This window comes from Streptomyces humidus (genome assembly GCF_014649655.1).
In the GTDB taxonomy this organism is placed as follows: domain Bacteria; phylum Actinomycetota; class Actinomycetes; order Streptomycetales; family Streptomycetaceae; genus Streptomyces; species Streptomyces humidus.
In genome coordinates this window covers 118662-142534 of the sequence record NZ_BMTL01000008.1, presented here as the reverse complement: position 1 = coordinate 142534, position 23873 = coordinate 118662, and the positions used below count along the sequence as shown (strand labels likewise).

Annotated in this window: 23 protein-coding genes; 9 read left to right on the top strand and 14 right to left on the bottom strand. The window is 74.8% G+C overall.

The features are described 5' to 3' along the window. Positions 1 to 44: 44 nt before the first annotated feature. The 7 genes from IE239_RS11625 to IE239_RS11595 form a co-directional block, all read right to left on the bottom strand. A complete protein-coding gene (locus IE239_RS11625) occupies positions 45 to 257 on the bottom strand; it encodes a ferredoxin (RefSeq protein WP_190149172.1) in 213 nt (70 codons plus the stop codon). After that, positions 254 to 1594 carry an NADH-ubiquinone oxidoreductase-F iron-sulfur binding region domain-containing protein gene (locus tag IE239_RS11620; protein ID WP_190149171.1) on the bottom strand — a complete coding sequence of 447 codons (1341 nt, stop codon included), beginning with the start codon at positions 1592 to 1594 and terminating at the stop codon, positions 254 to 256. The genes IE239_RS11625 and IE239_RS11620 overlap by 4 nt, the downstream gene beginning before the upstream one ends. Then, positions 1591 to 2277, bottom strand: a complete 687-nt coding sequence (locus IE239_RS11615) for a ferric reductase-like transmembrane domain-containing protein (RefSeq protein WP_190149170.1) — start codon at positions 2275 to 2277, stop codon at positions 1591 to 1593. The genes IE239_RS11620 and IE239_RS11615 overlap by 4 nt, the downstream gene beginning before the upstream one ends. Continuing rightward, the gene (locus IE239_RS11610; protein WP_190149169.1) at positions 2274 to 3239 is read right to left on the bottom strand and encodes an FAD:protein FMN transferase; all 966 of its coding nucleotides are present in this window, start codon (positions 3237 to 3239) and stop codon (positions 2274 to 2276) included. The genes IE239_RS11615 and IE239_RS11610 overlap by 4 nt, the downstream gene beginning before the upstream one ends. Further along, positions 3236 to 3649, bottom strand: coding sequence for a hypothetical protein (locus tag IE239_RS11605; RefSeq protein ID WP_229878033.1), 414 nt, complete (start codon positions 3647 to 3649; stop codon positions 3236 to 3238). The genes IE239_RS11610 and IE239_RS11605 overlap by 4 nt, the downstream gene beginning before the upstream one ends. Before the next feature lie 173 nt (positions 3650 to 3822). After that, a complete protein-coding gene (locus tag IE239_RS11600) occupies positions 3823 to 5169 on the bottom strand; it encodes a sensor histidine kinase (protein ID WP_190149167.1) in 1347 nt (448 codons plus the stop codon). Then, positions 5166 to 5861 carry a response regulator transcription factor gene (locus IE239_RS11595; protein WP_190149166.1) on the bottom strand — a complete coding sequence of 232 codons (696 nt, stop codon included), beginning with the start codon at positions 5859 to 5861 and terminating at the stop codon, positions 5166 to 5168. The genes IE239_RS11600 and IE239_RS11595 overlap by 4 nt, the downstream gene beginning before the upstream one ends. Positions 5862 to 6145: 284 nt before the next feature. Between IE239_RS11595 and IE239_RS11590 the strand changes: the two genes are divergently transcribed. From IE239_RS11590 to IE239_RS11575, 4 genes are all read left to right on the top strand, one after another. After that, positions 6146 to 6682 (top strand): DUF2231 domain-containing protein, encoded by a 537-nt coding sequence (locus IE239_RS11590; RefSeq protein WP_190149165.1) that lies wholly within the window; start codon positions 6146 to 6148, stop codon positions 6680 to 6682. 394 nt (positions 6683 to 7076) lie between these two features. Next, the gene (locus tag IE239_RS11585; RefSeq protein ID WP_190149164.1) at positions 7077 to 8453 is read left to right on the top strand and encodes an MBL fold metallo-hydrolase; all 1377 of its coding nucleotides are present in this window, start codon (positions 7077 to 7079) and stop codon (positions 8451 to 8453) included. 38 nt (positions 8454 to 8491) lie between these two features. Then, on the top strand, positions 8492 to 8887 hold the full coding sequence (locus IE239_RS11580; protein ID WP_190149163.1) for a rhodanese-like domain-containing protein: 396 nt from the start codon (positions 8492 to 8494) through the stop codon (positions 8885 to 8887). Continuing rightward, positions 8884 to 9636 (top strand): sulfite exporter TauE/SafE family protein, encoded by a 753-nt coding sequence (locus tag IE239_RS11575; RefSeq protein ID WP_190149162.1) that lies wholly within the window; start codon positions 8884 to 8886, stop codon positions 9634 to 9636. Before IE239_RS11580 ends, IE239_RS11575 begins: the two co-directional genes overlap by 4 nt. A 42-nt stretch (positions 9637 to 9678) precedes the next feature. On the opposite strand, the gene IE239_RS11570 is transcribed toward IE239_RS11575, so the two are convergent. Beyond that, positions 9679 to 9960 carry a metal-sensitive transcriptional regulator gene (locus tag IE239_RS11570; protein ID WP_190149161.1) on the bottom strand — a complete coding sequence of 94 codons (282 nt, stop codon included), beginning with the start codon at positions 9958 to 9960 and terminating at the stop codon, positions 9679 to 9681. Between the two features lie 77 nt (positions 9961 to 10037). Here IE239_RS11570 and IE239_RS11565 point away from each other — a divergent pair, with 77 nt between their 5' ends. Then, positions 10038 to 10604 (top strand): rhodanese-like domain-containing protein, encoded by a 567-nt coding sequence (locus IE239_RS11565; RefSeq protein WP_190149160.1) that lies wholly within the window; start codon positions 10038 to 10040, stop codon positions 10602 to 10604. A gap of 147 nt (positions 10605 to 10751) precedes the next feature. Here IE239_RS11565 and IE239_RS11560 read toward each other — a convergent pair whose 3' ends face one another. From IE239_RS11560 to IE239_RS11545, 4 genes are read right to left on the bottom strand one after another with little or no spacing between them, the layout of a single operon-like run. After that, positions 10752 to 11972, bottom strand: a complete 1221-nt coding sequence (locus IE239_RS11560; RefSeq protein WP_190149159.1) for an ABC transporter permease — start codon at positions 11970 to 11972, stop codon at positions 10752 to 10754. Then, on the bottom strand, positions 11969 to 12682 hold the full coding sequence (locus IE239_RS11555; protein ID WP_190149305.1) for an ABC transporter ATP-binding protein: 714 nt from the start codon (positions 12680 to 12682) through the stop codon (positions 11969 to 11971). Before IE239_RS11555 ends, IE239_RS11560 begins: the two co-directional genes overlap by 4 nt. Before the next feature lie 11 nt (positions 12683 to 12693). Next, positions 12694 to 13788: an efflux RND transporter periplasmic adaptor subunit gene (locus IE239_RS11550; protein ID WP_190149158.1), complete on the bottom strand. Its 1095-nt coding sequence runs from the start codon at positions 13786 to 13788 to the stop codon at positions 12694 to 12696. Continuing rightward, positions 13772 to 14380, bottom strand: coding sequence for a hypothetical protein (locus IE239_RS11545; protein ID WP_190149157.1), 609 nt, complete (start codon positions 14378 to 14380; stop codon positions 13772 to 13774). The genes IE239_RS11550 and IE239_RS11545 overlap by 17 nt, the downstream gene beginning before the upstream one ends. Positions 14381 to 14562: 182 nt before the next feature. Between IE239_RS11545 and IE239_RS11540 the strand changes: the two genes are divergently transcribed. Both IE239_RS11540 and IE239_RS11535 read left to right on the top strand, forming a co-directional pair. Continuing rightward, positions 14563 to 15495 (top strand): M20/M25/M40 family metallo-hydrolase, encoded by a 933-nt coding sequence (locus IE239_RS11540; protein ID WP_190149156.1) that lies wholly within the window; start codon positions 14563 to 14565, stop codon positions 15493 to 15495. Then, the gene (locus IE239_RS11535) at positions 15492 to 16901 is read left to right on the top strand and encodes a M1 family metallopeptidase (RefSeq protein WP_190149155.1); all 1410 of its coding nucleotides are present in this window, start codon (positions 15492 to 15494) and stop codon (positions 16899 to 16901) included. The genes IE239_RS11540 and IE239_RS11535 overlap by 4 nt, the downstream gene beginning before the upstream one ends. Before the next feature lie 11 nt (positions 16902 to 16912). Here the strand turns inward: IE239_RS11535 and IE239_RS11530 are convergent, their stop codons facing one another. Both IE239_RS11530 and IE239_RS11525 read right to left on the bottom strand, forming a co-directional pair. Continuing rightward, positions 16913 to 18763 carry a HAMP domain-containing sensor histidine kinase gene (locus IE239_RS11530; RefSeq protein WP_190149154.1) on the bottom strand — a complete coding sequence of 617 codons (1851 nt, stop codon included), beginning with the start codon at positions 18761 to 18763 and terminating at the stop codon, positions 16913 to 16915. Continuing rightward, entirely contained in the window at positions 18753 to 19520 is a 768-nt protein-coding gene (locus IE239_RS11525) for a response regulator transcription factor (RefSeq protein ID WP_190149153.1), read from the bottom strand. Before IE239_RS11525 ends, IE239_RS11530 begins: the two co-directional genes overlap by 11 nt. Positions 19521 to 19842: 322 nt before the next feature. Here IE239_RS11525 and IE239_RS11520 point away from each other — a divergent pair, with 322 nt between their 5' ends. Continuing rightward, the gene (locus IE239_RS11520) at positions 19843 to 22386 is read left to right on the top strand and encodes an AfsR/SARP family transcriptional regulator (RefSeq protein ID WP_190149152.1); all 2544 of its coding nucleotides are present in this window, start codon (positions 19843 to 19845) and stop codon (positions 22384 to 22386) included. A 151-nt stretch (positions 22387 to 22537) separates the two neighbouring features. Further along, positions 22538 to 23830, top strand: a complete 1293-nt coding sequence (locus IE239_RS42000) for an RICIN domain-containing protein (RefSeq protein WP_229878032.1) — start codon at positions 22538 to 22540, stop codon at positions 23828 to 23830. Positions 23831 to 23873: the final 43 nt, after the last annotated feature.

Below are 23873 nucleotides of genomic sequence, written 5' to 3'. Positions count from 1 at the left end.
ACGTCCGGCCCTCATCCAGGGCCGAACGGTCGTGCGCGGTCCGGTCAGGCCGGGTCGTCGTCGGTGTGCAGGGCCAGGCGGGGGCAGGCGGCGACCGCCCGGCGGGCGTGGGTGCGCAGCCGGTCGGGCACGGCCGGGTCCCCGGCGATCGGGTATCCCCATTCGTCGAGGTCGATGAGCTCGGGGAGCAGCTCGGCGCACAGACCTTGGCCGGTGCAGGCGATGCGGTCGATGCGCAGGGTTCGGGTGCGGGTCATCGCCATGTCTCCGGGGGTGCGGCGGACGGTACGGGGATCTGCGGCGACCGGTGGGCCGCGGGGCACGCGCCGTGGGCGAGGTGCCGGTCGACGTCGTCGGCGAAGACGCGCAGGGCGGAGGCGGCGAGGCGGGCGGCGCCGTCCGGGTGGCGGCAGGCGCCCCGGTCCGGCAGCAGTCCGGTCCGGCGGTGCAGCCGTGACAGCAGGTCCGGGTCCGCCCGCCCGGCGGCCAGCGCGGTGAAGTCCTCGGCCACGGCGGGCAGTCCGAAGCGGCAGGGACCGCACTGCCGGGCGCTGTGCGCGGCCAGGTAGGCCAGCATCCCGGCCGTCTCGGTCAGCCCGCAGGCCGAGCCGGCGAGTGCGACGATCACTCCCGCGCCGGGGGCGGCGCCCAAGGGGGCCAGGTCGCGCCGGGTGAGCGGCGTGCGCAGACGGGCCTCGGGGAGCCAGGCGCCGGCGAACCCGCCGAGCAGGACCCCGTGAAGGCGTTCCGTGGGCCCTCCGGCGAGGTCGAGGACCGCGGTGAGCGGCGTGCCCGGCGCGACCTCCAGTACAGCCGGACCGGCGACGGCGCCGGAGACGGTGACCAGCGTGGTGCCGGGCTCCTCCGGGGTGCCCGCCTGCCGGAACCAGTCGGGGCCGTGGCGTGCGATGAGCGCGATGTGGGCGAGCGTCTCGGCGTTGTGGACCAGGGTGGGGCGGCGGGCGACACCGCGTTCGTGGGTGCGTGGCGGGCCGCCCCCGGGGCGCGCGGGACCCCCGTTGAGCCAGCTCACCAGGGAGGTCGATTCGCTGGCCACGTAGGCGGGCGGCAGGGCGTGCAGGCGCAGCCGCACGGGATCGAGGCGTGCGCGCCGGCGTTCCTCCAGGGCGGCGCCGAGCTGCTCGTGCTGGGCGGAGCGGTCGCGGGGCAGGCACACGTGGACGGTGTCGGCGCCGACCGCCGTCGCGGCGAGGACGGCCCCGTCGAGGACGAGGTGGGGCGCCATGGCGAGCAGGAACCGGTCCTTGCGGCTGGCCGGCTCGCTCTCCATCGCGTTGACGACGACCACGGCGCGCCCCCGCCGCTCCGCGACCGCACGCAGCTTGCGGGCGGTGGGGAAACCCGCCCCGCCGCGTCCGGTGAGCCCGGCCGCTCCGACGGCGTCCACCAGCGACATCGCCCCGCCGCAGCGCCCGCGGCCGGCGAGGACCGCGGCGACGGGCGACGGCCCGTGGCGTCCCAGATGACCGGCCAGGGTGTCCGGCCGGCCGGTGGCGTGCCATCCCGCCAGCAGCCGGGGCGCGGTGGAGGTCTCCGGCGCGCGGGTGAGAGGCGTCGTGTCCGAGGAGTTCATCGTCCGCTCCCGGCGAGGATCGTCGTCGCGGCGGCCCGCTGGGCCCAGCCCGGCTGGAGCGGCCCGGCGGCGAGGAACGCGGTCAGCACCACCGGTACCGCGGTCGCGGCCAGGGCGGCCGTCAGTCGTCCGGTGACCCGCCCCGGACCGGCCTTCGCCAGCCGCCACCACACGGCCCCGACCACCGACGCCAGGCACCCCGCGTAGAGCCACAGCTGGAGGGAGAGCCGGGTGTCGGTGCCGGTGCCCACGCCGTGGAAGAGGGCGAACGGCCAGGCCGCGTACGCCAGCCAGTGCACCGCCTTCCAGCGTCGCACCCCCAGCCGCAGCCGCAGCGCGCTGGTGACCAGCACCGCGAGCAGCAGGTCGAACGCGGTCGTGCCCAGCCCGAGCCACAGCGGCCGGTAGGACGCCGTGAACGGCACCACGGACACCGCCCACCCCAGATGCACGAAGGGATCGAGTACCGCGGTCACCACGTGCACGGCGAGGAACACCAGGGTGAGGAGGGACAGGTCGCGGTGCAGCCGTCCGATCTCGAACCGGCCGAGGCGGCGCGGCGCGGCACGACCGCCGGAGGCGATCCCGAGCACCACGGTGGCGGTGAGCAGGACCAGCGCGAGGGTGCCGCTCGCCCGGCTCGCATACCACAGGGGGCTGCCGGTCAGGGCCAGGGCCGTCATCGCGGGCCTCCTTCGGCCGACGCGGGGGAATCGGGCGGCCAGCCGCCGAGGCGTACGACGGCGCCGTCGAGGCGCACCAGACGGGCCGGCAGGGCGGTGGAGCGCAGCCAGTCGACGGCCCGGTCGCCGAGCACGATCGCCGCCGTGCCGGCGGTGTTGGCGTCCACGCAGGTGGCGGCGGCGACGGTCACGGTGCGCCAGACGGCGGTGGCGGGTTCCCCGGTGACCGGGTCGACGATGTGGTGCAGGGCGCGTCCTGCGCGTCGCCACGTGCGCACGCCGATGCCCGACGTCGCCAGCGCGCCTCCGGTCACGGCGACGGCGGGTCCCTCACCGCGGGCGGGCCCGGCGTGATCGTCGGCCAGAGCGATCCGCCAGCCGCCCTCGGGGGCCTGCCCGGCCGTCGCGAGGTCGCCGCCGAGGCTGACCAGGACCCCGCAGCCGGCGGCCGTGGCGGCGCGCCGGGCGGCACGGTCGGAGGCGAGGGCCTTGGCGGTGGCGCCGAGGTCGAGACGCGTGTCCGGGGGCAGGCGCAGCCGGCGGGTGTGCGCGTCGAAGACGATCCGCTGCCAGCCGGGGGCGGGGCGGGCGACGGGCAGGGGGCGTGCGTCGTCGGGGCGCAGGGAGGCGAAGGTGCGGTCGTAGCCGAGCGCGATCACCGCCCTGCCCACCGTCGGGTCCACGGCTCCGCCGGTCAGCCGGGCGGCCCGCAGCGCGGCCTGGAGGGCCTCGGCGAAGTGTCCGCCGACCGTCGTCGTGGCGCCGGCGGTCAGGTTCACCCGGGTGAGTTCGGAGTCCGGCCGGAAGCGGCTGCAGGCGCGGTCGACGACGTCCAGCTCGGCGCGCAGGACGGCCTCCGCGACGGCCAGCGCGCGGGGGTCGGTCACCAGCAGCTCGGCCGTGGTGCCGAGGGCGGGGAAGGCGGTTCGGGCGGCAGGCGGCGCGGGGGTGCGGGTGGTCATGACGCCCCCGTCGTGGTGTGGGGCGGCTGCTGGGTCGGGGCGGGCGGCGGGGACGGGGCCAGCGGCGCCGGCTGTGCGGCGGGGGCGGTGCCCCCGTCGTCGCCCGCGTCGTCCCCGTCGCTGTCGTGACTTCCCGCCTGCCCGTGTTCCCCGTCGTCCTCTCCCGCTGCGGTGGAGGAGGACGCCGCGGGGCTGTGCGCGGGCGGGCCCGCCGGCGCGGGAGCGGCCGAGCCGCCCGGCAGCACGTGGGTGTACAGACCTCCCAGGGCCGCCGCGCCCGCGACGGCGGTGACGGCCGTCCACCGGGTGACGCGGCGGGTCCGCCGCAGGCCGCGATCGCGTGCTTGTGGGGAACGCGCCGGAGGCGCCGGAGGGAAGGGCTGGTCGAAGTCGTCGGGCGAGGGTGACATGGCGGCGGCTCCCTGGTGGATCGGCGGCCCGGATCGGTTGCGTGCACCTCCAGGCTGAGGCGACGGCACACGGGAACTCGCTCACGACCTCTTCAGAACCGGTAAAGATCTCCGGGACCCGGGCCCTGGGATCCGGGATCCGGGCCTGGGATCCGGGCCCGTGGCGGCATGCCTCATTCCCGCCACAGAGGCAGATCCAGCACCACGGTCAGCCCTCCGCCCGGCGTGTCCTCCAGCCGTGCCGTACCGCCGTTGACGGTGACCAGCCGGTGGACGATGGCGAGCCCCAGGCCGGTGCCCCTGGCCTCCGTGTTGCCGAACCGGCGGAAGGCGACCGCCTTCGCCTCCTCGGACATCCCGGGTCCGTCGTCGATCACGCGCACACGGGACCAGCCCCTGGCCGCCGTCCGGACGTCGACCGTCACGCTTCCCCCGTCGGGAACGGCCTCCACGGCGTTGGCGATCAGGTTGTCGAGGATCTGCTCAAGGTGACCCGCGCCCAGCGCGGCCGTCGGCGCGGGCCCTTCGGGCGCGGTCAGCCGGACGTCGCGCTCCTCGGCCACGGGCGACCAGGCGGCCACCCGCTCGGCCACCACCTCGCCGACCCGCACGGCGGCCGGACGCGGTGTGGCCTGCTCGGCGCGCGCCACCGCCAGCAGCCCGTCGACCAGCCGGGACAGCCGGGCGACCTCCTGCTGGGCGGCGGACAGCTCCGCGGCGGTGTCGCCCTCGGCCCCCGCGGACAGCACGTCGAGCCGCAGCCGCAGCGCGGTCAGCGGGGTGCGCAACTGGTGGGACACGTCCGCGATCACGGCCCGGTGGCCGTGCACCAGGGCCTCCGTGCGGGCCGCCATGGTGTTGAACGTCGCGGCCAGCCGGCGGACCTCCGGCGGTCCGCCGCCGACGTCCGCCCGCTCGTCGAGAGCACCCTCGCCGAGCCGCCGCGCCGTGGCGTCCAGCGAAGACAGCGGGCGGCTCACCCAGCGGGCGAGACGGGCGGACAGCAGCACCGATGCGGCCAGGCCCGCCGTGCCGATCGCCGCGGACCAGCCCCAGATCGCGGCGACCCGGGCGTCGAGCGGAGCCGCGGACCGGGCGAGGACCACGGCGCCGGCGGGACGCCGGATCTCGCCGGCGGGTTCCGCGGTCAGCAGCCGGCCCTCGTTCTCCGGACCTTCGGGCTCGTGCCCGGCCAGCACCTTCGTCACCAGCTCCTGCGACTCCTCCCCCTGGGCCGCGGTGCAGGGCGTACTCGCGACCACGCGTCCGGCGACGTCGTACACGGCGGCGCAGTCGCCCGAGCGGGCGGCGGCGGCCAGCTCCCCGCGCACGGCGGTCGCCGGCTGGTGATCGGAGAGGTGTTCCTCGGCGGCCGCGGCGATCACGCGGGTGGCGGCCCGCTGGTTGTCGCGGAAGGCCACCCGCTCGCGGGCCGTCAGCGACACCCCCAGCGGGACCACGGCCAGCACCAGCAGTACGGAGGTCAGGACCAGGAGCGTCCAGGTGATCCGGCGGGTCACGACTGCTCCCGGGCCGCCCCGAGCCGGAAGCCGTGCCCGTAGACGGTCTCGATCAGCCCCGGCACGGCGAGCTTGCGGCGCAGCGCGGCGACATGCACGTCCAGCACCTTGGTGGGGCCGTACCAGTGGGCGTCCCAGGCCCGGTCCAGGATCTGCTGCCTGCTCACCACCCGGCCGGGGTCGGCGGCCAGGCACTCCAGAATGCCGAACTCCTTCGGCGTCAGCGCCACCGCCCGGCCGTCCACCGAGACCTGCCGGGTGCGCAGGTCCAGTTCCAGCCGCCCGTGCCGCAGGATCTCCGGGCCCGTCGGGCGTCTGCGGCGCAGCACGGCCCGCATCCGTGCGAGCAGCTCCGCCAGCCCGAACGGCTTGACGAGGTAGTCGTCGGCCCCCTCGTCCAGGGCCACCACCCGGTCCGCCTCCTCGCCCCGCGCGGTCACCGCGATGATCACCGCGTCCGACCGGGCCCGCAGCCTTCGGCACACCTCGACGCCGTCGATGTCGGGCAGCCCGAGATCGAGCAGGACGACATCGGGGCTCGGCGCCGACAGCGCCGCCCGCCCGGTGCTGACTCCCTCGACGACGTACCCGGCTCGGCGCAGGCCTCGTACCAGGGACTCCGCGATGCCGCGGTCGTCCTCCACGACCAGCACCCGCGTTTCCTCGGCCCCGCTCGTGGCCTGGGCGTTCATGCCTGACACCCGCCCTTCCTGTTCAGGGGATCGACTGCGCGGGGACCGACTGCGCGACCCTCCTTCAGCCTGCGCCTTCGCCCGGCGCCGACGGCAGGGGCCGTTCGTCCCCCTCCGCCGGGCCGGACGGACTCCCGGCGCTCGCCGGGTGCGGTCCGGAAACGCGTGTGTTCAGAAGAAGCTGAGAGCTTCCTGTGCCAGGCTGACGCGCCGTAACCGGCCGCCACGGGGGACACCTGTGCGCGCGCCGGCTCCCCACGGCCGCTTTCTGGAGGAAACACCCGATGAGCCTCACCGTTGTCAACGGTCTGCCCGCACACGTCCTGATCGTGCACTTCGTCATCGTGCTCGTGCCACTGAGCGCACTGGCGCTCGTGGTCGGCGCGATATGGCCGAGTGCCGCGCGGCGCATGGGCGTGGTGCTGCCTCTGCTGGCATTGGTGACGCTGGCCTCCGTGCCCCTGGCCTCGGAGGCCGGAGAGTGGCTGGAGGAGCACGTGGACAGCAACGCCCTGGTGCGCAAGCACGCCGAGCTCGGCGACGGGCTGCTCCCGTGGGCCGCGGGCCTGCTGGTGCTGGCGGCCGTCGTCTGGTGGACGGCCCGCAGGCCGGCCGCTGCGGAGGCCGGGTCCGGGGACCGGAGCCGGCCCGTCACGGCCCGGTCCGCGACGGCTGTCCGTGTCGTGACGGCGGTCCTGTGCGTCGGGGTGGCCGCGGGCGCCATGGTGGACGTGTACCGGATCGGGGACTCGGGGGCGAAGGCCGCCTGGCAGGACGGCTTCACCAAGAGCGCCCAGGGCGACCAGGGCGACAAAGACTGACGGAGCGGCACGGGCACGCGGCGCGCGGCGCCATGACCTCGGCACAGGCCGGGGGCGGGAGATCTCCCGCCCCCGGCCTGTGCCGTGCTCGGAGCGGCCGCGCCGCCAGGATCCTGATGAGCCTCACCGGGGCGCCGGCGGCTCGGCGGAGCGCGGCCTGGGGTTCCGCGGCGCGATCAGGTTCGTAGGTCCCGGCCTGGTGCGCCGGGGCGGCTTCGACGGCCTCTCGCGGGGCCGGCGCGGCGAGAAGGCGCCGCCGGAAGACGCGGGCGACGGCACCCGCGGACGCCTCGGGCAGGGAGGCGTCCGCTCTCGGAATACCCCCCCGGGTATAGCTGTTAGGGTGAGTGTCAGATACCCCCCGGGGTACATCGTCCGAGAGGAAGCGTGAGCCGTGTTCTTTGTCGACACCCTGGAGTACGAGGGTCTGGGCAACCGCAGCTACCTGGCCGGCGGAACCGACGCCGCGGTGGTCGTCGACCCGCCGCGCGACATCGACCAGGTCATCGCCGCAGCCGCCCGCCGCGGGGTGCGCATCGCCTTCGTGGCCGAGACCCATGTGCACAACGACTACGTCACCGGCGGTCTGGAGCTGGCCCGCGTCACCGGCGCCCGGTACCTGGTGCCGGCCGGGGCGCACGTGTCCTTCTCCCGCACTCCCGTCGTCGACGGCGACACCGTGTCCGTGGACGAGGGCGTGACCCTGCGCGCCATCGCCACTCCCGGGCACACCCCGCACCACACCTCCTACGTCCTCACCGAGGACGGGCGCGACGTGGCCGCGTTCACCGGCGGATCGCTGCTGATCGGCACGGTGGGCCGCCCCGACCTGGTCGAGCCGAGGCTGACCGGGGAACTGGCCCGCGCCCAGCACGCCTCCGCCCACCGGCTGGCCGACGAGCTGGAAGACGAGGTGGCCGTGCTGCCCACCCACGGATTCGGCAGCTTCTGCTCCTCCTCCCAGGCCGAGGGGGACGCGACCACGATCGGCAAGGAGCGCAGCGCCAACCTCGCGCTGACCCTCGACGTGGACGCCTTCGTCGCGCAGACGCTCGCCGGGCTGGACGACGTGCCCGCCTACTACGCGCACATGGGCCCCGCCAACGCGGCGGGCCCCGCTCCGGTCGACCTCACCCCGCCCGAGCGCGCGGACGCCGAGGAGATCGCCTCCCGCCTCGCCGCGGGCGAGTGGGTGGTGGACCTGCGCAGCCGTACGGCCTTCGCCCGGGGGCATGTGGCCGGATCGTTCAACTTCGAGGGCGAGGGCAAGCTCGCCACCTACCTGGCCTGGCTGATCCCGTGGGGCAAGCCCGTCACCCTGCTCGCCGACACCCCGGCGCAGATCGCCGACGCGCAGCGGGAACTCGCGCGGGTGGGCATCGACCGCCCGGCCGCCGCGGCCACCGGCGACCCGGCCGGCTGGGTCCGCTCCGGCGAACGGCTCGCCTCCTTCCCTCGCGCCCGCTTCGCCGACCTCGCCGACGTGCGCGAGCGCGGCGACGACGTGGTCGTCCTGGACGTGCGCCGGGACTCGGAACGGGCAGACGGCAGTATCGACGGCTCGGTCCACATCCCGGTCCACGAGCTGCGCGGCCGCATCGGCGAAGTGCCGGACGGGGTGGTCTGGGTGCACTGCGCCGGTGGGATGCGCGCGGCGATAGCCGCGTCCCTGCTCGACGCCGCCGGCCGCGCCGTGGTCGCGGTGGACGACGGCTTCGACGCCGCGGCCGAGGCAGGACTGCCCCTCGCCGGCCCCGACGGCACCGACTGACACCCCCTCCCGCACCACCCGCACGAAAGTGATCGACGATGCCTTTCTCGCTGTCTTCGCTGTTCTCGACGTTCTCGCATCCCCGCCGCGGCCCCGGCCGTCTCACCCCCCGGCAAGCCCGTCAGCGCACCGATGGCGGCGAGGCCGTCCTGCTGGACGTCCGCGAAACACCGGAGTGGAAGGCGGGGCACGCGCCCGGCGCGCTGCACCTGCCCCTGTCCCGCCTGCTGGCCGGGGCCCCGCTCCCGGGCGGTGCGCAGGGCGCCCCGGTCATCACGATCTGCCGCTCCGGTCACCGCTCACGGCGGGCGGCCGCACTGCTGGCCGGACGCGGCGTCGAAGCCACCGACGTCAGCGGCGGGATGACCGCATGGGCGCGGGCGGGCCTGCCCGTCACCGGAGGCCGGGGCGGCAGCGGAGGTGTCATCACGTGAGCGCGTTGATCCTGGCCCTCATCGCCGGGGCCGTGGTCGGACTCGCGCTCGGCGCGCTCGGCGGGGGCGGCAGCGTCCTGGCGGTGCCCGCACTGATCTACCTGCTCGGCTTCACCCCGGCCGCGGCCACCACCGCCAGCCTGATCATCGTCACCGCCACCTCGCTCACCGCCCTGTACGCCCACGCCCGCACCGGCAACGTCCGCTGGAGATCCGGCCTCCTCTTCGCGGCGGCCGGACTGCTGCCCGCCGCCGCGGCCGGAGCCGCCTCGGCCCGGCTGCCCCAGCCGGTGCTGACCACCGCGTTCGCCGCCGTCGCCGCGCTCGCCGCCGTCAGAATGCTGCGCCCCCGTCAGGTCGTCACCGCCCCGGCAGCCGGCGCCACCAGGCCCGCCAGGGCGGCCGGGACCGGCGCCGGTCTGGGCGCGCTGACCGGACTGCTGGGGGTCGGCGGAGGCTTCCTCGCCGTCCCGGCCCTGGTCACGGTGCTGGCGTTCGAGATGCAGGCCGCCGTCGGCACCAGCCTGCTGGTCATCTCGGCGAACTCGCTGGCCTCCCTGACCACCCGCGGGGCGACGGCCGTCGGCATCGACTGGGCGGTGATCGGCCCCTTCATCGGGGCAGCGGTCCTCGGCGCCTGGGACGGCAAACGGCTGGCCGCCAAGGTCACCGGCAGGCTCCTGCAGCGCACCTTCGCCTTCGTGCTGCTGGCGGTGGCCGCCTTCATGCTGGCCGACGCCCTCACCTGACGGGCCGGGCCGGTGGACGGGCGGGCGCCGCGGCGCCCGGGCTCAGGCCAGGGAGAGGAACAGCTTCTCCAGCCTGGCGCGCATCTGCTCCCGGTCACCGGAAGCAGCCATGTCGGCATCGGTCAGGCAGTGCTCCAGTCCGGTGGCGATGATCGCGAAACCCGCCTTGTCCAACGCCCGGGACGCGGCCGCGAGCTGGGTGACCACGTCCTCGCAGTCCCGGCCCTCCTCGATCATCTTGATCACGCCGGCGATCTGCCCCTGCGCCCTGCGCAGCCGGTTGACCACCGTCTTCAGTTCCTCAGCCGCCATCGCCAGCTCCACGACCCACACTCCTTCGAGATACCCCCTTGGGTATCCTATCGAAGGGGTAACCCCGACAGCGCAAAGGAAAGTACCTCATGGCACCCAACACCGCCCTCACCGCCGAGCAGGCCGACGCCCGCCTGCACGAGCTGACCGTCATCGACGTGCGCACCCCCGGCGAGTACGCCTCCGGCCACCTGCCCGGCGCCCACAACATCCCCCTCGACCACCTCGACGCCGCCCTGCCCGCGCTGAAGGTCGCCGCCGGTCGCGGCGACCTCCTCATCGTGTGCGCCTCCGGCTCCCGCTCCGAGGCCGCCTGTCGGCGTCTGGCCGATCAGGGCCTCGCCGCCGCCACTCTCACCGGCGGCACCAGCGCCTGGACCCAGCTCGGCCACGACACCCACCGCCCCGCCGGCGCTCGCACCCCGTGGGCCATGGACCGCCAGGTCCGCCTCGCCGCCGGATCCCTCGTCCTGGCCGGCGTGATCGCCGGACAGCGCTGGAGCGCGGCGCGCCTGCTGTCCGCCGGGGTCGCGGGCGGCCTGGTCTTCTCCGCGCTGACCAACACCTGCGGCATGGCCAAGATCCTCTCCAGGCTTCCCCACAACCAGCCGAAGGCGACGGACCTGGACGCCACCCTGGCCGCCCTGGCCGGCTGACGGCACCGGAACCGGCGCCTGCGACAGGGACCCCCTGACCGCGTGCGCCGGCCCCACGGCCCCGGCCGCCACGACAACGTGTGACGCTGTCGGTCGATCCGAACCGACAGCGTCCACGCGATCGTGTGCGACCGGGGCGCACCTGCCTCACACCGCCGCCAGCGCCTCCGTCGGGGGCAGTCTGGAGGCGCGTACGGCGGGATACAGACCCGCGGCCACCCCGACGGCGACCGCGCCCAGGACGCCCGCGACGAGCGCGAGGCGCGGGAAGACCACGGGCCACGACTGGGACATGGCGTACCCCGCCGCCACCGCCGCGCCGAGGGCCGTGCCCGCACATCCGCCCAGCGCGGACAGGGCCACCGACTCCGCCATGAACTGCCCCCTGATCTGGCCGCGACTGGCGCCCAGCGCCCGGCGCAGACCGATCTCGCGGCGCCGCTCCAGCACCGAGACGACCATGGTGTTGGCCACGCCCACGCCGCCCACGAGGAGCGCCACGCCCGCGAGTCCGAGCAGCAGGACCGACAGGGTCGCCTGGGTGGCGCGCTTGGCGGCCAGGGCGTCCGAAGGGCGGCTGACCTGGACGAGCCCCGGCAGCTGCGGGTAGACCGTGGCGGGCAGCACCGCGCGGACGGCCTCGATCTGCGACTCACGGGCGGTGACGTAGACGACGGTGGGATGGCCGTCGAACCGGAGCTGTTCGCGGGCCGCGTCCCAGCCGACCAGGACGGAGGCGTCGAGGTCGGGGGCGAGCGGCAGCGGGTCGAGGATGCCGACGACGGTGAACCAGTGGCCGTCGATGTAGACCTGTCCGGTCTCCTGGCCGGGCCGGACCCGGTCGTAGCCGAGCCGGGCGGCGGCCCGGGAGCCCAGGACCACGGTCGGGAACCGTCCGGCGGTGGGCGACAGGAACGAGCCGGAACGCACCGTCCCGTGGACCGACTTCAGGAGGTCGGTGCGGGCGGCGAGCACACTGATGCCCGAGGCGTCGGACGGGTCGGCGCGGTCCGAGCGCAGAACGGTCTTGTGGGTGTTGGCCACGGCGCTCGCGCTGGTCACCGGGCCGATACGGGCGGCCATGGCGTCCGCGGTCGCGGGCAGGACGACCGGGGGATCGCCGTCCGTCGGCGGCGCCACGCGCAGCATGTTCGTGCCGAGCGCGGACAGCTGTTCCAACAGGGCCCGCTGGCTGGAGGCGGGAACGGCGGTCACGACGACGAGGGTCGCGATGCCGATGGAGATGCCGAGCGCGGACAGCGCGGCGCGTGGACCGCGGGTGCGGATGCCGAGCAGGCCGAGCCGGAGGACGTCGGCGAAGGTCAGCCGAACCGTGCGGGGCCCGGGGTCCTGCAGCGGGCGCGTCATCGGGCACTCACCCCGCTGACGTCGGCCGTGATGCGGCCGTCGCGCAGTTCCACCCGGCGGGGGAGGCGAGCCGCGATGTCGCGGTCGTGGGTGATCAGGGCGATGGTCGTGCCCTGCGCGTTGAGTTCGACGAGCAACCGCAGGACGGCCTCCCCGTTGGCCGCGTCCAGCGCGCCCGTCGGCTCGTCGGCCAGCACGAGCGCGGGCCAGTTGACCAGGGCACGCGCGATGGCGACCCGTTGGCGCTCACCCCCGGACAGCTGCTGGGGAAGGTGGGAGCGCCGGTGTTCGAGGCCCACCCTGGCCAGCGCCTCCCGTGCGAGGGGCGCCCGCCTGCGACGGGGGACGCCCGCGTAGAGCAGGCCGGTGGCGACGTTCTCCGTGGCGTCGAGCCCGTCGGTGAGGTGGAAGTGCTGGAAGACGAAGCCCAGGTGACGCGCCCGCAGCGCGGAGAGGTGACGGTCGCTCATGGTGTGGACTTCGTGTCCCGCGATGCGGACGGTGCCGCTCGTCGGCCGGTCCAGGGTGCCCATGATGTGCAGCAGCGTCGACTTGCCCGAGCCGGACGGGCCGACGATCGCGACGAGTTCGCCCTCGTCGACGCGGAGCGAGACACGGTCCAGTGCCGTGACACCGCCCGGGTGGCTCTTGGTGACCTCCTCGAGGCGGAGGACGGGGGCCGTGGAGCCGGCGGCCGGCGCCGAGGTCATGGCGAGGGTGTTCACGATGCCGTCACGACCTCGGCGCCGGCGGCCACTCCCTTGCCGCTCACCTCGACCAGGCCGCCCGCGAACATGCCCGTCGTCACCGCGATCAGTGTGCCGTCCGGGCGCTGCACGGCGTACCCGCCCTCCCGCAGCGCGACCAGCGCCCCCACGGGCACGGCGAGGACGCCTTTGCGCGTGGTGCTGTCGAACCGCACCTGCACCGCTGCCGCGTCCAGGCTCTGCACGTCCGTCGCCCGGTCCGGGACCACCGTCACGTCGACGGTGGCCGGCCCGGTCTGCTGCGCGGAGTCCTGGGCGGAGCCGCCCTGTACGGTGCGGCCGAGTGAGGTGACGGTGCCGCGGATCGTCCTGCCGTCGGGCAGCGTGACGGCAGCCCTGTTGCCTGCCTTGACGGTCCCCACGGCGGTCGCCTCCATCGCAACGGTGACGGTCTTGGCGGCGGAGGTGTAGGTGAGCAGCGGGCCGTCGGCCGGGTCGCCCGGTTGCGCCTGCACTGTGTCGACGCGCACCGGTCCGGGCAGGACGACGGCCTGACCGGGGGCGAGGGCGCCTGTGGCGGCCTGCCCGGTGTCGTGCTGCCACCGCTCGAGAGCCGCGGCGAGGGCGGGGGTGAACTCCTCGCCCTCATCGCCGTCGCCGGTCTTCCTGGAGGTGACGGCGGCGCCGGTCTCGTAGCCGAGCGCTCGCAGGTTGTCCCCGAGGACGCTCACGTCGTGGCCGCGCACCCCCGTCTTGGCCAGGGTGCGGAAGAACGGCGTGTCACCGAAGAAGACGGGGACGGGCCGGTCGTCGATCCGGTACAGCGCCTTGCCCCTGACCGCCCGCGCGCCGGGCTTCGGCAGCCGGGTCACGATGCCCTTGCCCGCGCCCTTGAGGGTGTGCGGTGTGCCGAAGCCGAGGGTGCCCGGCAGGGTGCGGCTGTCGGAGAGGTCGGTCCTGGTGACGGTGGCGGTCCGCACCCGGTCGGGGGCCGCGGCCCTGGTGCCCTGCCCGGCATGGGCGTCGCGCCACACCCATGCGCCTCCGCCCGTGACACCGGCGACCAGCAGGACGCTCAGCGCGACGACGCCCTTACTGTGTCTTGCCACCGAACGCCTCCAGGGTGCAGCTCTTGTCCACCTGGGTCTGCTGGTCCGCGCTCAGCGTGGTGTTGCCGTCGTAGGTCCAGCCGGAGTTGTCCGGCAGCGCGGTGACCTTGAGCCCTTTCCGGTTCAGGCACTTCACGTAGGCGCGGTAGTCGTCGTCGTAGTGCGGGTTCGTCGACTCGTCCATCTCCGGCGGCTGCAGCGGCAGTTTGCTCGCGCAGGCCTTGGTGGCCGCCTTGGCCGTGGCGCTGTGGTCGGTGTCGTCGACGGAGTCCGGGCCGCGCACCGCGATCATCTTGTGCCCGTGTTCCTTCAGGCACTGGGCGTAGATGTGCCAGTAGCGGTTCTTCTCCTCCTCGGAGCTGTCGAGACGGAGTTGGGGACGGCCGTCGTCGGAGGACGGAGCGGCCTGCGCGGTCGCCTTGCCGTCGGGCGCGTCACTGTGCAGGGACGCCACGTCCTGCCGCGCCGATCCCTTGCCGCCGGAGTCGCCGGATTCGCCCGAACCGCCGCAGCCGGTGAGCAGGAGGGCGCCGGCGGCGACGACGGCGGCGCCGAGCACGCGGCGGCGGCTCGCGATGTCGAAGTGGTCCATGCGCCTCATGGTCCGCGCCATGTGTCGGGAAACGGTCGGCAACCGTTGCCGGTCCGTTCCGGCTTCGGTTTTGGTGCGGCCACCGCACACCCACCGGCCGCCGACGTCTTCCCGACGGGAACCTGACGCGGCCTCCCTAGCTTCGTGGCCGTCCGATCCACGAGTGACAGGAGAGCCCTCTCATGGCATCCCGCCCGTTCCTGCGCTGCGCCGCCGTCGGCGCCCTGTGCGCCGGCCTGCTCGGCGCCACGCCCGTCGGCGCGACCCCCGTCGGGGCCACCGCGGCGGCCCCGGCCTCCCGCGTCCCGGGCCCGCCGGTCGTCACGGCCCAGCGCGTCATGCCGTACCTGACGGACCTTCAGGCGATCGCCGACCGCAACGGCGGCAACCGGGCGCACGGCACACCGGGTTACCGGGAGTCGGTGTCCTACGTGAAGCGGAAACTGGACGAAGCGGGTTACCGCACGGTCCTCCAGCCCTTCACGCACGCCGGCGCCACGGGATACAACATCATCGCCGACTGGCCGGGCGGCGACACGCGGAACACCCTCCTGGTGGGAGCGCATCTGGACAGCGTCCTGGCCGGTCCCGGCATCAACGACAACGGTTCCGGCTCGGCCGCCGTGCTCGCGACCGCGGTCGCCGTCGCCCAGGCCCACCTCAAGACCGAGCGGCACCTCCGGTTCGCGTGGTGGGGTGCGGAGGAGGGCGGCCTGTTCGGTTCGGGCCACTACGTGAACGCCCTGTCGCCCGCCGAGCGTTCCTCGATCCGCGCGTACCTCAACTTCGACCAGGCCGGTTCCCGGAACACCACGACCTGGCTGGTCACCCACGACCCGTCCGAGGCCGAAGGCGCCGTGGAGTCGACCGAGGCCTTCGAGAGGTACTTCGCCGCCCGCTCGACACCGACCTTCGACATCGGCGACACGGGCTCCGACGACCGGTCCTTCGCGGCCGCGGGCATTCCCGTCGCCGGCTTCACCACCGGCATCTCCGACTGCATCCACAGCGCCTGTGACGACATCCACAACGTGGACCCGGCCGTGCAGACCGCCAGCACCAACGCCGTGCTCGACGTCACCTGGCAGCTCGCCCTGGCGAAGGGCAGCCGATGAGGCGGCTCGTGGCCCCGCCGCTCGTGGCCCTCGCCCTGTGCATGCTCACCGGCCTGGCGCCCGCGTCAGCGGCCGACGGCGGCGCGGGCCTGGGAGATCCGTACTTCCCCACGGACGGCAACTCCGGTTACGACGTGGCCCAGTACGACGTCCGCATCGCCTACGACCCGGCCCGCCCCGACCATCTGACCGGCGACACCACGATCACCGCGCGCGCCCTGACGGATCTGGGCCGGTTCCACCTGGACCTGACGGGGTTCGACGTGTCGTCCGTGACGGTCGACGGCCGCGGCGCCCGCTCGGTGGCACGCGAGGGGGAGCACGAGCTGGTCATCACCCCGGCCCGCGAGCTGCGCAAAGGCGACGACTTCTCCGTACGCGTGCGGTATTCGGGCAGGCCGGTCGGCGGCGGCTGGCACTCCCTGACCGACGGCGGCTTCTCCGTCAGCGGTGAGCCGCACGCGGCCACCTCCTGGTACCCGGCCAACGACCACCCGTCCGACAAGGCCACCTTCCGCCTCACGGCCACCGTCCCCGACGGCTGGAGCGCCGTCGGCAACGGCCGGCCCGGCCCGGTGACCCAGGACGGCGCGGGGCGTCGCACTTTCCGCTGGTACGAGGACCGCCCCCTCGCCACCTACGTCAGCACGGTGGCCGTCGACCGGTTCACCGTGCGCACCTCCGAACTGCCCGACGGAACCCCGGTCGTCAACGCGTACAGCCCCGACGCGCTGATCGACCCGGACGCCGAGGCGCTGCAGGAGGACATCATCGGCTTCCTGGCCTCCCGGTTCGGCCCGTACCCGTTCTCCTCGGCCGGGGCCCTCGTGCTGACCGGACGCTCCGGCGCAGGCCCGGCCGACCTGGAGACCCAGAGCCGCCCGACGTACGACTCGGGTCTCTTCGACGTCGCGATGGTGCACGAGATCGCCCACCAGTGGTACGGCGACAGCGTGTCCTTCACCGACTGGCGTGACACGTGCGTCGCCGAGTGCGTCGCCCAGTACGCCCAGTGGCTGTGGTACGAGCACCAGGGCGACGACGTCGACCGCGACTACTACCTGCCCACGGTGGAGGAGCACCGCGCCGATCCGGCGTTCTGGCGCGTCCCGCTGTACGACCCCGGACCCGGCCGGGAGCTCGACTCCGCGCTGTACGCGCGAGGGCCGCTGATGCTGCACGCCCTGCGACGCACGGTCGGCGACCAGGCGTTCTTCGACCTCCTGCGAGCCTGGCCGGCCGAACACCGTTACGGCAACGCCTCGTGGCCCCGGTTCGAGGCCCTGGCCGCCGAACTGTCCCACCAGGACCTGCGGGGCTTCTTCACCGCCTGGGCGCGCGGCACGCAGGTTCCTCCCGACCGGTACCTGTACCCGGCGGGCCTGCCCCGGCCGGCGGCCCGCTGACCCACCCCGTCTCAAGAGGGCGGTGGCGGCGGCCGGTTCCACGACTCCGGCTGCCCGGCCGACGGGCCGGGCAGCCGGAGCGAGAAGACGGAGCCCTGTCCGGGAACGCTCGACGCGTGCACGCTGCCGCCGTGCGCCTCGACGAGTTTGCGGACGATGGACAGGCCCAGCCCGCTTCCGCCGCCCTGCCGGCTGCGCGACTTCTCCGCACGCCAGAACCGGTCGAACACCTTGGCCAGGTCCTCCTCGCTGATGCCGGAGCCGGTGTCCTCGACGCCGAACACCACGTCACCGCCCCCGTGGCGGACGGAGAGGGTGACCGACCCGCCGGCGGGCGTGTGCCGTATGCCGTTGGACACGAGGTTCCCGATCGCCTGACGCAGTCGCACCGGGTCCGCGCGCAGGAACGGCCGTTCCTCCCCGGACCGCACCCGCAGCTCCACTCCCGCGGCCCCCGCGCTGCCCTGGTGGGCCCGCGCGACCTGGGCGACCAGCGCGGCCGCGTCCACGTCCTCCGGGTGCACCCTCAGCGCACCGGCGTCGGCTGCCGCGAGGTCGCGCAGGTCGTCGATGATGTGCTGAAGCAGCAGCGCCTCCTCCAGCAGCGAGGAGATGAGGCTCTTGTCCGCGGGGACGACACCGTCCTCGACGGCCTCCAGCCAGCCCCGGACGTTGCTGAGCGGGGTGCGCAGCTCGTGGGCCACGTCGCTGACCAGCGCCCGGCGCAGTTGCTCCAGTTGCCGGCGCCGGCTCGACATGAGGTTGAAGGCCGCGGCGAGCCTGCCGAACTCGTCGCCGCCGCTCACCTCGACATGGGCGTCCTCGTCCCCTTCTGCCATCCGCTGTGCCGCGCCGGTCAGGGCGCGCAACGGCCTGACCATGCGCGTGCCGGCGACGAAGGTGACCGTCACCGTGATGAGCAGCACCGCGGCGGTGACTCCGGCGATCCTCAGGCGGTTGGCGTCGGACAGATCGAAGAAGGTGGCGATCTTCCGCTCGGGCGCGGTGGCGAAGAGCAGCGCCGCAGGCGCCACGTAAGGGTCGAGCTGGTCGCGCGACGCCGTGGAGAGACAGGACGTCACCGCACGGCTGTTCGGAGCGCCGCGGGCGGTGGAGGGGGTCCACGTCAGGTTGTCGGCGAGCTGTACCGGCGCGGCATGACGGGCGGCGAGACAGCTGTTGACGAGCTTGCCCAGCTGAGCGAGCGCCCTGCTCTCCGTGGGCGTGCGTTCGAGCAGGACATCGACCCCGCACCGGTCGCCGAGGTCCAGAGGCCGGCCGTCGAGCTCGATCTCCGGCCGCCCGTTCGGAGTCTGCACGATCTCGACGTCGGACGGCACGCTCCCCTCGCGGAAACAGCGCTCGACCCGCGTCGCAGCGGCCTGGAGGAACGCCTTCTCCTGGGCGGTCAACCGGAAGGGACCGACGGCCCGCGGATCGATGCGGTCGGACGTCCTGCCGCCGTGGCGGGCGACGAGCGTGGTGTCCACGGCGAGCGCGTCGACGGTCGCCGACGGCGTGTCGGGCAGCGACCTGGCCGGCGTGCGGCCCGCGCCGTCGGAGTCCGCCAGCAGACGACGGTTCTCGTCGGTCAGGGTGATACGGCGGCCGGTCTGCAGTGAGAGGGACCGGACCGTCGGCTCGACCCCCCTCCAGTCCGGGTGCGTCGCGGCGAAGCCGACGAGCGTGTCGTACACCCGGGCGTCCTCGGCGATGGCCTGGCCGCGCTCACGCCCGATGGCGACCGCGGTGACGCTGACGACGAGCCAGGCGGTGGCGACGATCGAGCACAGGGAGACCAGGACGGACAGCATCAGCAGCCGTGAGCGCAGACTCCCGCGCAGGGACAGGTCACCGCGCACGGGTGCCGGCCGCGTCGTCGGACTCGGCCGTGGGGCCGGGTTCGGCGGCCTTGTAACCCACGCCGTAGACCGTGAGCAGCCGCTCGGGCCGGGACGGATCGCGTTCGATCTTGCGGCGGAGGTTCATGACATGACCGTCGACCGTGCGCGTGGTGACATAGCGGTCGATGCCGTGCAGGTGTTCCAGGATCTGTTTCCTCGAGAACACCCGCCCCGGAGCCGAGACCAGCACCTCGAGCACACGGAACTCACCGGGCGTGCAGTCGACCGGACGTCCCTCCACCCGTATCTCGAACCGGGCCGGGTCGACCACGAGGGAACCCACGACGTACACCGGGTCGCTCTCCTCGAACGCGGGCTCGGTTCTCCGGGCGGCGCCGGGGGCCGCCGTCTGCCCGGCGCGTCTCAGCAGGGTGCGGACCCGGGCGACCAGTTCCCGCGGACTGCACGGCTTGGTCATGTAGTCGTCGGCGCCCAGGTCGAGGGCGAGCAGCAGGTCGTCCTCCTCGGCGCGCGCCGTGAGCATCAGGACCGGGACGTCGGACTCCCTGCGCAGCACCCGGCACACGTCCAGACCGTCCACGCGCGGCATCATCCAGTCCAGCACCACGAGATCGGGCATGCGCCGCCGGATCTCGTCCAGCGCGGCCCGCCCGTCGTGGACGACGCCGACCGAATGGCCCTCTCGCTCCAGGTACAGGCGGATGAGATCGGCTTGTTTCGGGTCGTCGTCGGCGAGCACCACATACGCACACATGGACGCCATCGTAGGGACGGCCGACGGCTGGTTCCCGCCACGGCCGTGGATGTGGGCAGGGGGCACCGGACCCCGACAGGAACGGAACAAGTTCCCGACATTCGAACGGCAATCTGATCACCGGCATCCCCGGCAGTGTCCAGCCGCCACGGTGAAGGCCGTCGGCGCCGACGTGGCACGGGCTGGTTCGGCACATCCAGGCCTTCAACGGGCCTTCAACGGGCCTTCCACGAAGGCCTTCCTCGAAGGCGATGCCACCCACACCGAGAACGATGAGCGGCGACCACGGACGACGTCCGCGCCGCAGGGAAAGGCCAGGCACATGCGCACGGGTGGCACGGAGGAGGGCAGGACCACGTCCGAGCGGGGGAGGCTGCGGTTCTCCGTGCTCGGTCCGGTCCGTGTCCGGCGCGACGGAGTCGCCCTGGAACTGGGCCCGCCCCAGCAGCGGGCCCTGCTCGCCCTGTTGCTCGCCCGCCCGGGGCAGCCGATGGAGGTCGAGCAGATCGTGGACGCGCTCTGGGGCGAGGAACCGCCGGTCAGCGCGACCACCCTGGTCTACCGGTACGTCGGCACCCTGCGCCGGACCCTGGAACCCGACCTTCCCGCGCGGGTGTCGGGCGGCCTGCTGCTGCGCGGAGCGGGCGGCTACCGCATCGAGGTCGACCCCGACTCCCTCGACCTGCTGCGTTTCAGACAGCTCGTTCAGGACGCGCGTCGGGTACGGGACGAAGGCCTCACCCGGCGGAGCGTCGCGATGTACGTCGAGGCGCTGGGACTCTGGGAAGGCCGGCCGTTCGACGGGCTTCCGCCGTCGGCGCACACGGCCCCCGCCTTCGAGGCGCTGGGCCGGGAGCGCCATGTCGTGGTCAAGGAGGCCGCGGACGCGGCACAGCAGTGCGGCCTGACCGGCGAACTGCTCGGGCCGCTGCGTCTGTGCGCCGCCGAACGCCCCCTCGACGAACCGCTGCACGCGCGCCTGCTGTACGCCCTGAAGGCGGCGGACCGGGCGCAGGAGGCGCTGCGCGCCTACCGGGACGTGACGGCACGACTCGCGGACCGGCTCGGCATCGAACCGGGCCCGGAACTGCGCGCCGCGGCCCGGCATGTGCTCGGCCCGCCCGCGGTCGTCCCGACGAGCGCCGTCGTCCCGGCGACCGTAGCCGACGGCCTCGCCCCGTCCGACGGCCCAGCCCCGTCCACCGATGCGCGGCGACCCGCCGAGCCGTTGGCCGGAAGCGCCGTGCCCGCTCAACTCCCGCCGGGACTCGCGGTCTTCGTCGGCAGGAAGCGGGAGCTGGCTCTGCTGCCGCGTACGGACGGCACGGCGGACGGCACGGCGGGCGGACCGAGCGGGCTGATCTTCGTCACGGGACCGCCGGGCGTGGGCAAGACCGCGCTGGCCGTCCGCTGGGCGCACCGCGCGGCCCCCGGCTTCCCGGACGGCCGGCTCTACGCGAACCTGCGGGGCCATGCCCCTGACGCTCCGCCGGCCGACCCCGCCGTGGTGCTGTGCGGTCTTCTGCGCGCCCTCGGACTCCGGCCGGAGGACATACCCGAGAGCGAGAGAGTCCGGCGCTACCGGCAGGCTCTGACGGGCCGTCGCGTCCTGGTCCTCCTCGACGACGCCCGCGATGCCGCCCAGATCAGGGATCTGCTCCCCGAGGCCGCGGGCTGTCTCGCCGTCGTCACCAGCCGTGGCCCGATGCGGGAGACGGCGCACGGCACGCGCGACGTGAGCTTCTGCGACCTGGCGCCCTTCGACGCCGACGAAGCCCGCGACTGTCTGGTGTCCAGGCTCGGCGCGGGCCGTGTCACCGCCGAGGAGAACGCCGTCGCCTCGCTCATCGACCTGACCGGCGGACTGCCGCTGGCACTGGCCTCCGTCGCCGCCCGCGCCTCGGCGCGACCAGGGTTCCCGCTCGCGGCGCTGGTCCAGGAGTTCCAGCCCGCGGACGCCGGGCTGAACGCCGTGCCCGAGGTCCGGGCTGCCCTCGACACGGCGTACCGGGTCCTCTCCCCGGCCGCCGCACGCGTCTTCCGCAGGCTCGCCGCCTGCCCCGGGACGACGGTCTCCGCCGCCGCGGCCGCGCGTGCGGCCGCGTGGCCGGTGGAGCGGGTCCGCCGGCCGCTGGGCGAACTGGTGCGGGCGGGGCTGCTGGCCGAGGGGACCGGCGACACGTACCGACGGCCGGTGCTGATCGGGACGTACGCGGCCGAACTCGGCCGTTCCACCGGGTCCGAGAACACGGCCGCCCCACCACGGGCTCCCCGGGGAGCCCGTGGCCTGCGGCCACGCGGGCGGCCCCAGCACGTCCGGGGACGACGGCCACCGCGCCGGAGCGCCGCGGGCGGACCCGGTGGGCTCGCCGGACCGCCGGCTTCGCCCGCCGGCGAACCTCCTCCCGCCGCTCTCCCCGCGTCCCCGCGGCGGCTTTCACGAGCACGGCCGCCGCGCCGCCCGGTCACCCGGACTCCGCTGCGGCCGGGAGGGGTTGTGCGGCGACGCCGGCGCTCCGCCGCCCGCGCCCGACCCGCCCCGGCGACCGTGCGGTCCGGTGCCGCGAGCCCCGGGGTACCGCCCGCTCGGGGAGTTCCCTCGAGGCCCGGATCGGCAGGGCGGCGTCCACGCCCGCCGGCGCGGCGCCGACGGACTGTCAGCAGCACCGGGCGTCCTGGCGGCGCACGCCCACGGACAGCCGTGGCCCGGTCGGTCGTCCCCGGCGCGGGGCCGGCTCGGCGACGCCGCACGCCCACCGGGCGCCGCCACGCCGATGAGCGGTACCGGTCGGCCGGAGGAGGAGGACGGACGGCCCGGGCCGGGTGGCGGGGGTCAGTTTCCGGTCACTGCGCCGACCTACGCTGACCCGGAGGGCGGACCCGCCCGGTCACCGGTCGGACGGCAGTCGCTTTCGCGGCACGTCGTGTACACGAGCACGGGCCGGTCACCCGCTTGACCGAGGCCTGATCCAGGAGAGTGGACTATGACGCGCGGGGTAACGCAACGCTCCGGGGACATGACCTCGTCCCCGTCCGGTGACCTCGCTGCGGCGACGCAGGAATCGCCGGAACCGGACGTCGCCCCGGAACCGGGCCCGACGCCGGGCTCCGCACGTGCCGGCGCGGCCGCCGCGCCCGCACCCGACCGCGCTGCGGCGACCGCGGCGCGGACCGAGGAAGCTCCGACCGTGGCCGGCGCCACCGCGACGACCACGGGCACGACGGTGACGTCCGCGTCCCTCCGGCGGGCCGCCGCCACGGACACCGGCGCACGGGGGATCGCGGCACCGCAGGTCCCCGCAGGCGCGGACACGGAGGGCGAGGCCGCCGAACCGGACGCCCGGCCGGGCGCCGAGCGGGGCTCCGCCGACGGGCGGCGCGAGGCCTCGACCGGCAGGGCCGAGGGCATGGGCGACTCCGCGTCGGCGACGCTCGCCGAGCCCGCGGAGGAGGGCGGTGACCCCGACGCGGGCCAGGGCGGCCGACGGCTCTCCCGGGAGTCGGTCCTCGGCGTCTCCCTGCTCGCTCTGCTGGTGGCCGGGAGTTCCGTGCTGCTGGTCGGTTCGGGCGGCGACAAGTCCGGGGCCCCGACCGCGCGGTCGGCCCAGGGAGACTTCTCCCAGGACAGCGGCGGCGTCCCCGGCGGCGTCCCGGGCGCCGCCCCCTCCACGGCGGGGCCCGGCGCGCCCGCCGGGGCCGTCCCGTCCGGCGCCGCCTCGACCTCGTCGAAGCCGGTCAAGGGAGCGGTCGGGTCTGCCGCACCCTCGCACACCGCGCCCGGCGCGGCCCCGCAGAAGCCCGGTGCCGCGGCGGCGGGCGCCGGTGCGGCCGGGGCCGGTGCCGCCGCGGCGGGCGGCGACAAGCCCGTCAAGTCCACGTCCGCGAACTCGGCCGTCAAGAACGCCGCCTCCGGCCCAGCCGTGCGGACGGCGGGTTCCCTGACGAGCTCGGCCTCCGGCCGCTGCGCGGACGTCACGGGCGGGGCGGGCAAGGACGGAACTCCCCTCCAGGTGTGGGACTGCAACGGCTCCAAGGGCCAGCGATGGTCCTTCTACTCGGACGGTTCGGTGCGTTCGCTCGGCCTGTGCATGGACATCGCCTGGGCCTCGGCGAGCGACGGGGCGGCGATCCAGCTGGCTGACTGCAACGGCGGCTGGGCCCAGAAGTTCAAGCTCACCGCCGCCGGCGACCTGGTCAACGTCGGGGCGGACAAGTGCGTCGACGTCAAGGACGAGCAGACCGCCAACGGCGCCCGCCTGCAGCTGTGGACGTGCGCCGGGGGCCAGAACCAGAAGTGGCGCCTGGAGTGAGGGCCGTCCGGCAGGAGAACAGATAGTGCGTCAGGAACCCGTG

Excerpts from the sequence above, each read along its gene's own strand:
- IE239_RS11625 (WP_190149172.1), bottom strand. The coding sequence starts at position 257 with ATGACCCGCACCCGAACCCTGCGCATCGACCGCATCGCCTGCACCGGC.
- IE239_RS11620 (WP_190149171.1), bottom strand. The coding sequence starts at position 1,594 with ATGAACTCCTCGGACACGACGCCTCTCACCCGCGCGCCGGAGACCTCC.
- IE239_RS11615 (WP_190149170.1), bottom strand. The coding sequence starts at position 2,277 with ATGACGGCCCTGGCCCTGACCGGCAGCCCCCTGTGGTATGCGAGCCGG.
- IE239_RS11610 (WP_190149169.1), bottom strand. The coding sequence starts at position 3,239 with ATGACCACCCGCACCCCCGCGCCGCCTGCCGCCCGAACCGCCTTCCCC.
- IE239_RS11605 (WP_229878033.1), bottom strand. The coding sequence starts at position 3,649 with ATGTCACCCTCGCCCGACGACTTCGACCAGCCCTTCCCTCCGGCGCCT.
- IE239_RS11595 (WP_190149166.1), bottom strand. The coding sequence starts at position 5,861 with ATGAACGCCCAGGCCACGAGCGGGGCCGAGGAAACGCGGGTGCTGGTC.
- IE239_RS11590 (WP_190149165.1), top strand. The coding sequence starts at position 6,146 with ATGAGCCTCACCGTTGTCAACGGTCTGCCCGCACACGTCCTGATCGTG.
- IE239_RS11580 (WP_190149163.1), top strand. The coding sequence starts at position 8,492 with ATGCCTTTCTCGCTGTCTTCGCTGTTCTCGACGTTCTCGCATCCCCGC.
- IE239_RS11565 (WP_190149160.1), top strand. The coding sequence starts at position 10,038 with ATGGCACCCAACACCGCCCTCACCGCCGAGCAGGCCGACGCCCGCCTG.
- IE239_RS11560 (WP_190149159.1), bottom strand. The coding sequence starts at position 11,972 with ATGACGCGCCCGCTGCAGGACCCCGGGCCCCGCACGGTTCGGCTGACC.
- IE239_RS11555 (WP_190149305.1), bottom strand. The coding sequence starts at position 12,682 with ATGACCTCGGCGCCGGCCGCCGGCTCCACGGCCCCCGTCCTCCGCCTC.
- IE239_RS11545 (WP_190149157.1), bottom strand. The coding sequence starts at position 14,380 with ATGGACCACTTCGACATCGCGAGCCGCCGCCGCGTGCTCGGCGCCGCC.
- IE239_RS11540 (WP_190149156.1), top strand. The coding sequence starts at position 14,563 with ATGGCATCCCGCCCGTTCCTGCGCTGCGCCGCCGTCGGCGCCCTGTGC.
- IE239_RS11535 (WP_190149155.1), top strand. The coding sequence starts at position 15,492 with ATGAGGCGGCTCGTGGCCCCGCCGCTCGTGGCCCTCGCCCTGTGCATG.
- IE239_RS11525 (WP_190149153.1), bottom strand. The coding sequence starts at position 19,520 with ATGTGTGCGTATGTGGTGCTCGCCGACGACGACCCGAAACAAGCCGAT.
- IE239_RS11520 (WP_190149152.1), top strand. The coding sequence starts at position 19,843 with ATGCGCACGGGTGGCACGGAGGAGGGCAGGACCACGTCCGAGCGGGGG.
- IE239_RS42000 (WP_229878032.1), top strand. The coding sequence starts at position 22,538 with ATGACCTCGTCCCCGTCCGGTGACCTCGCTGCGGCGACGCAGGAATCG.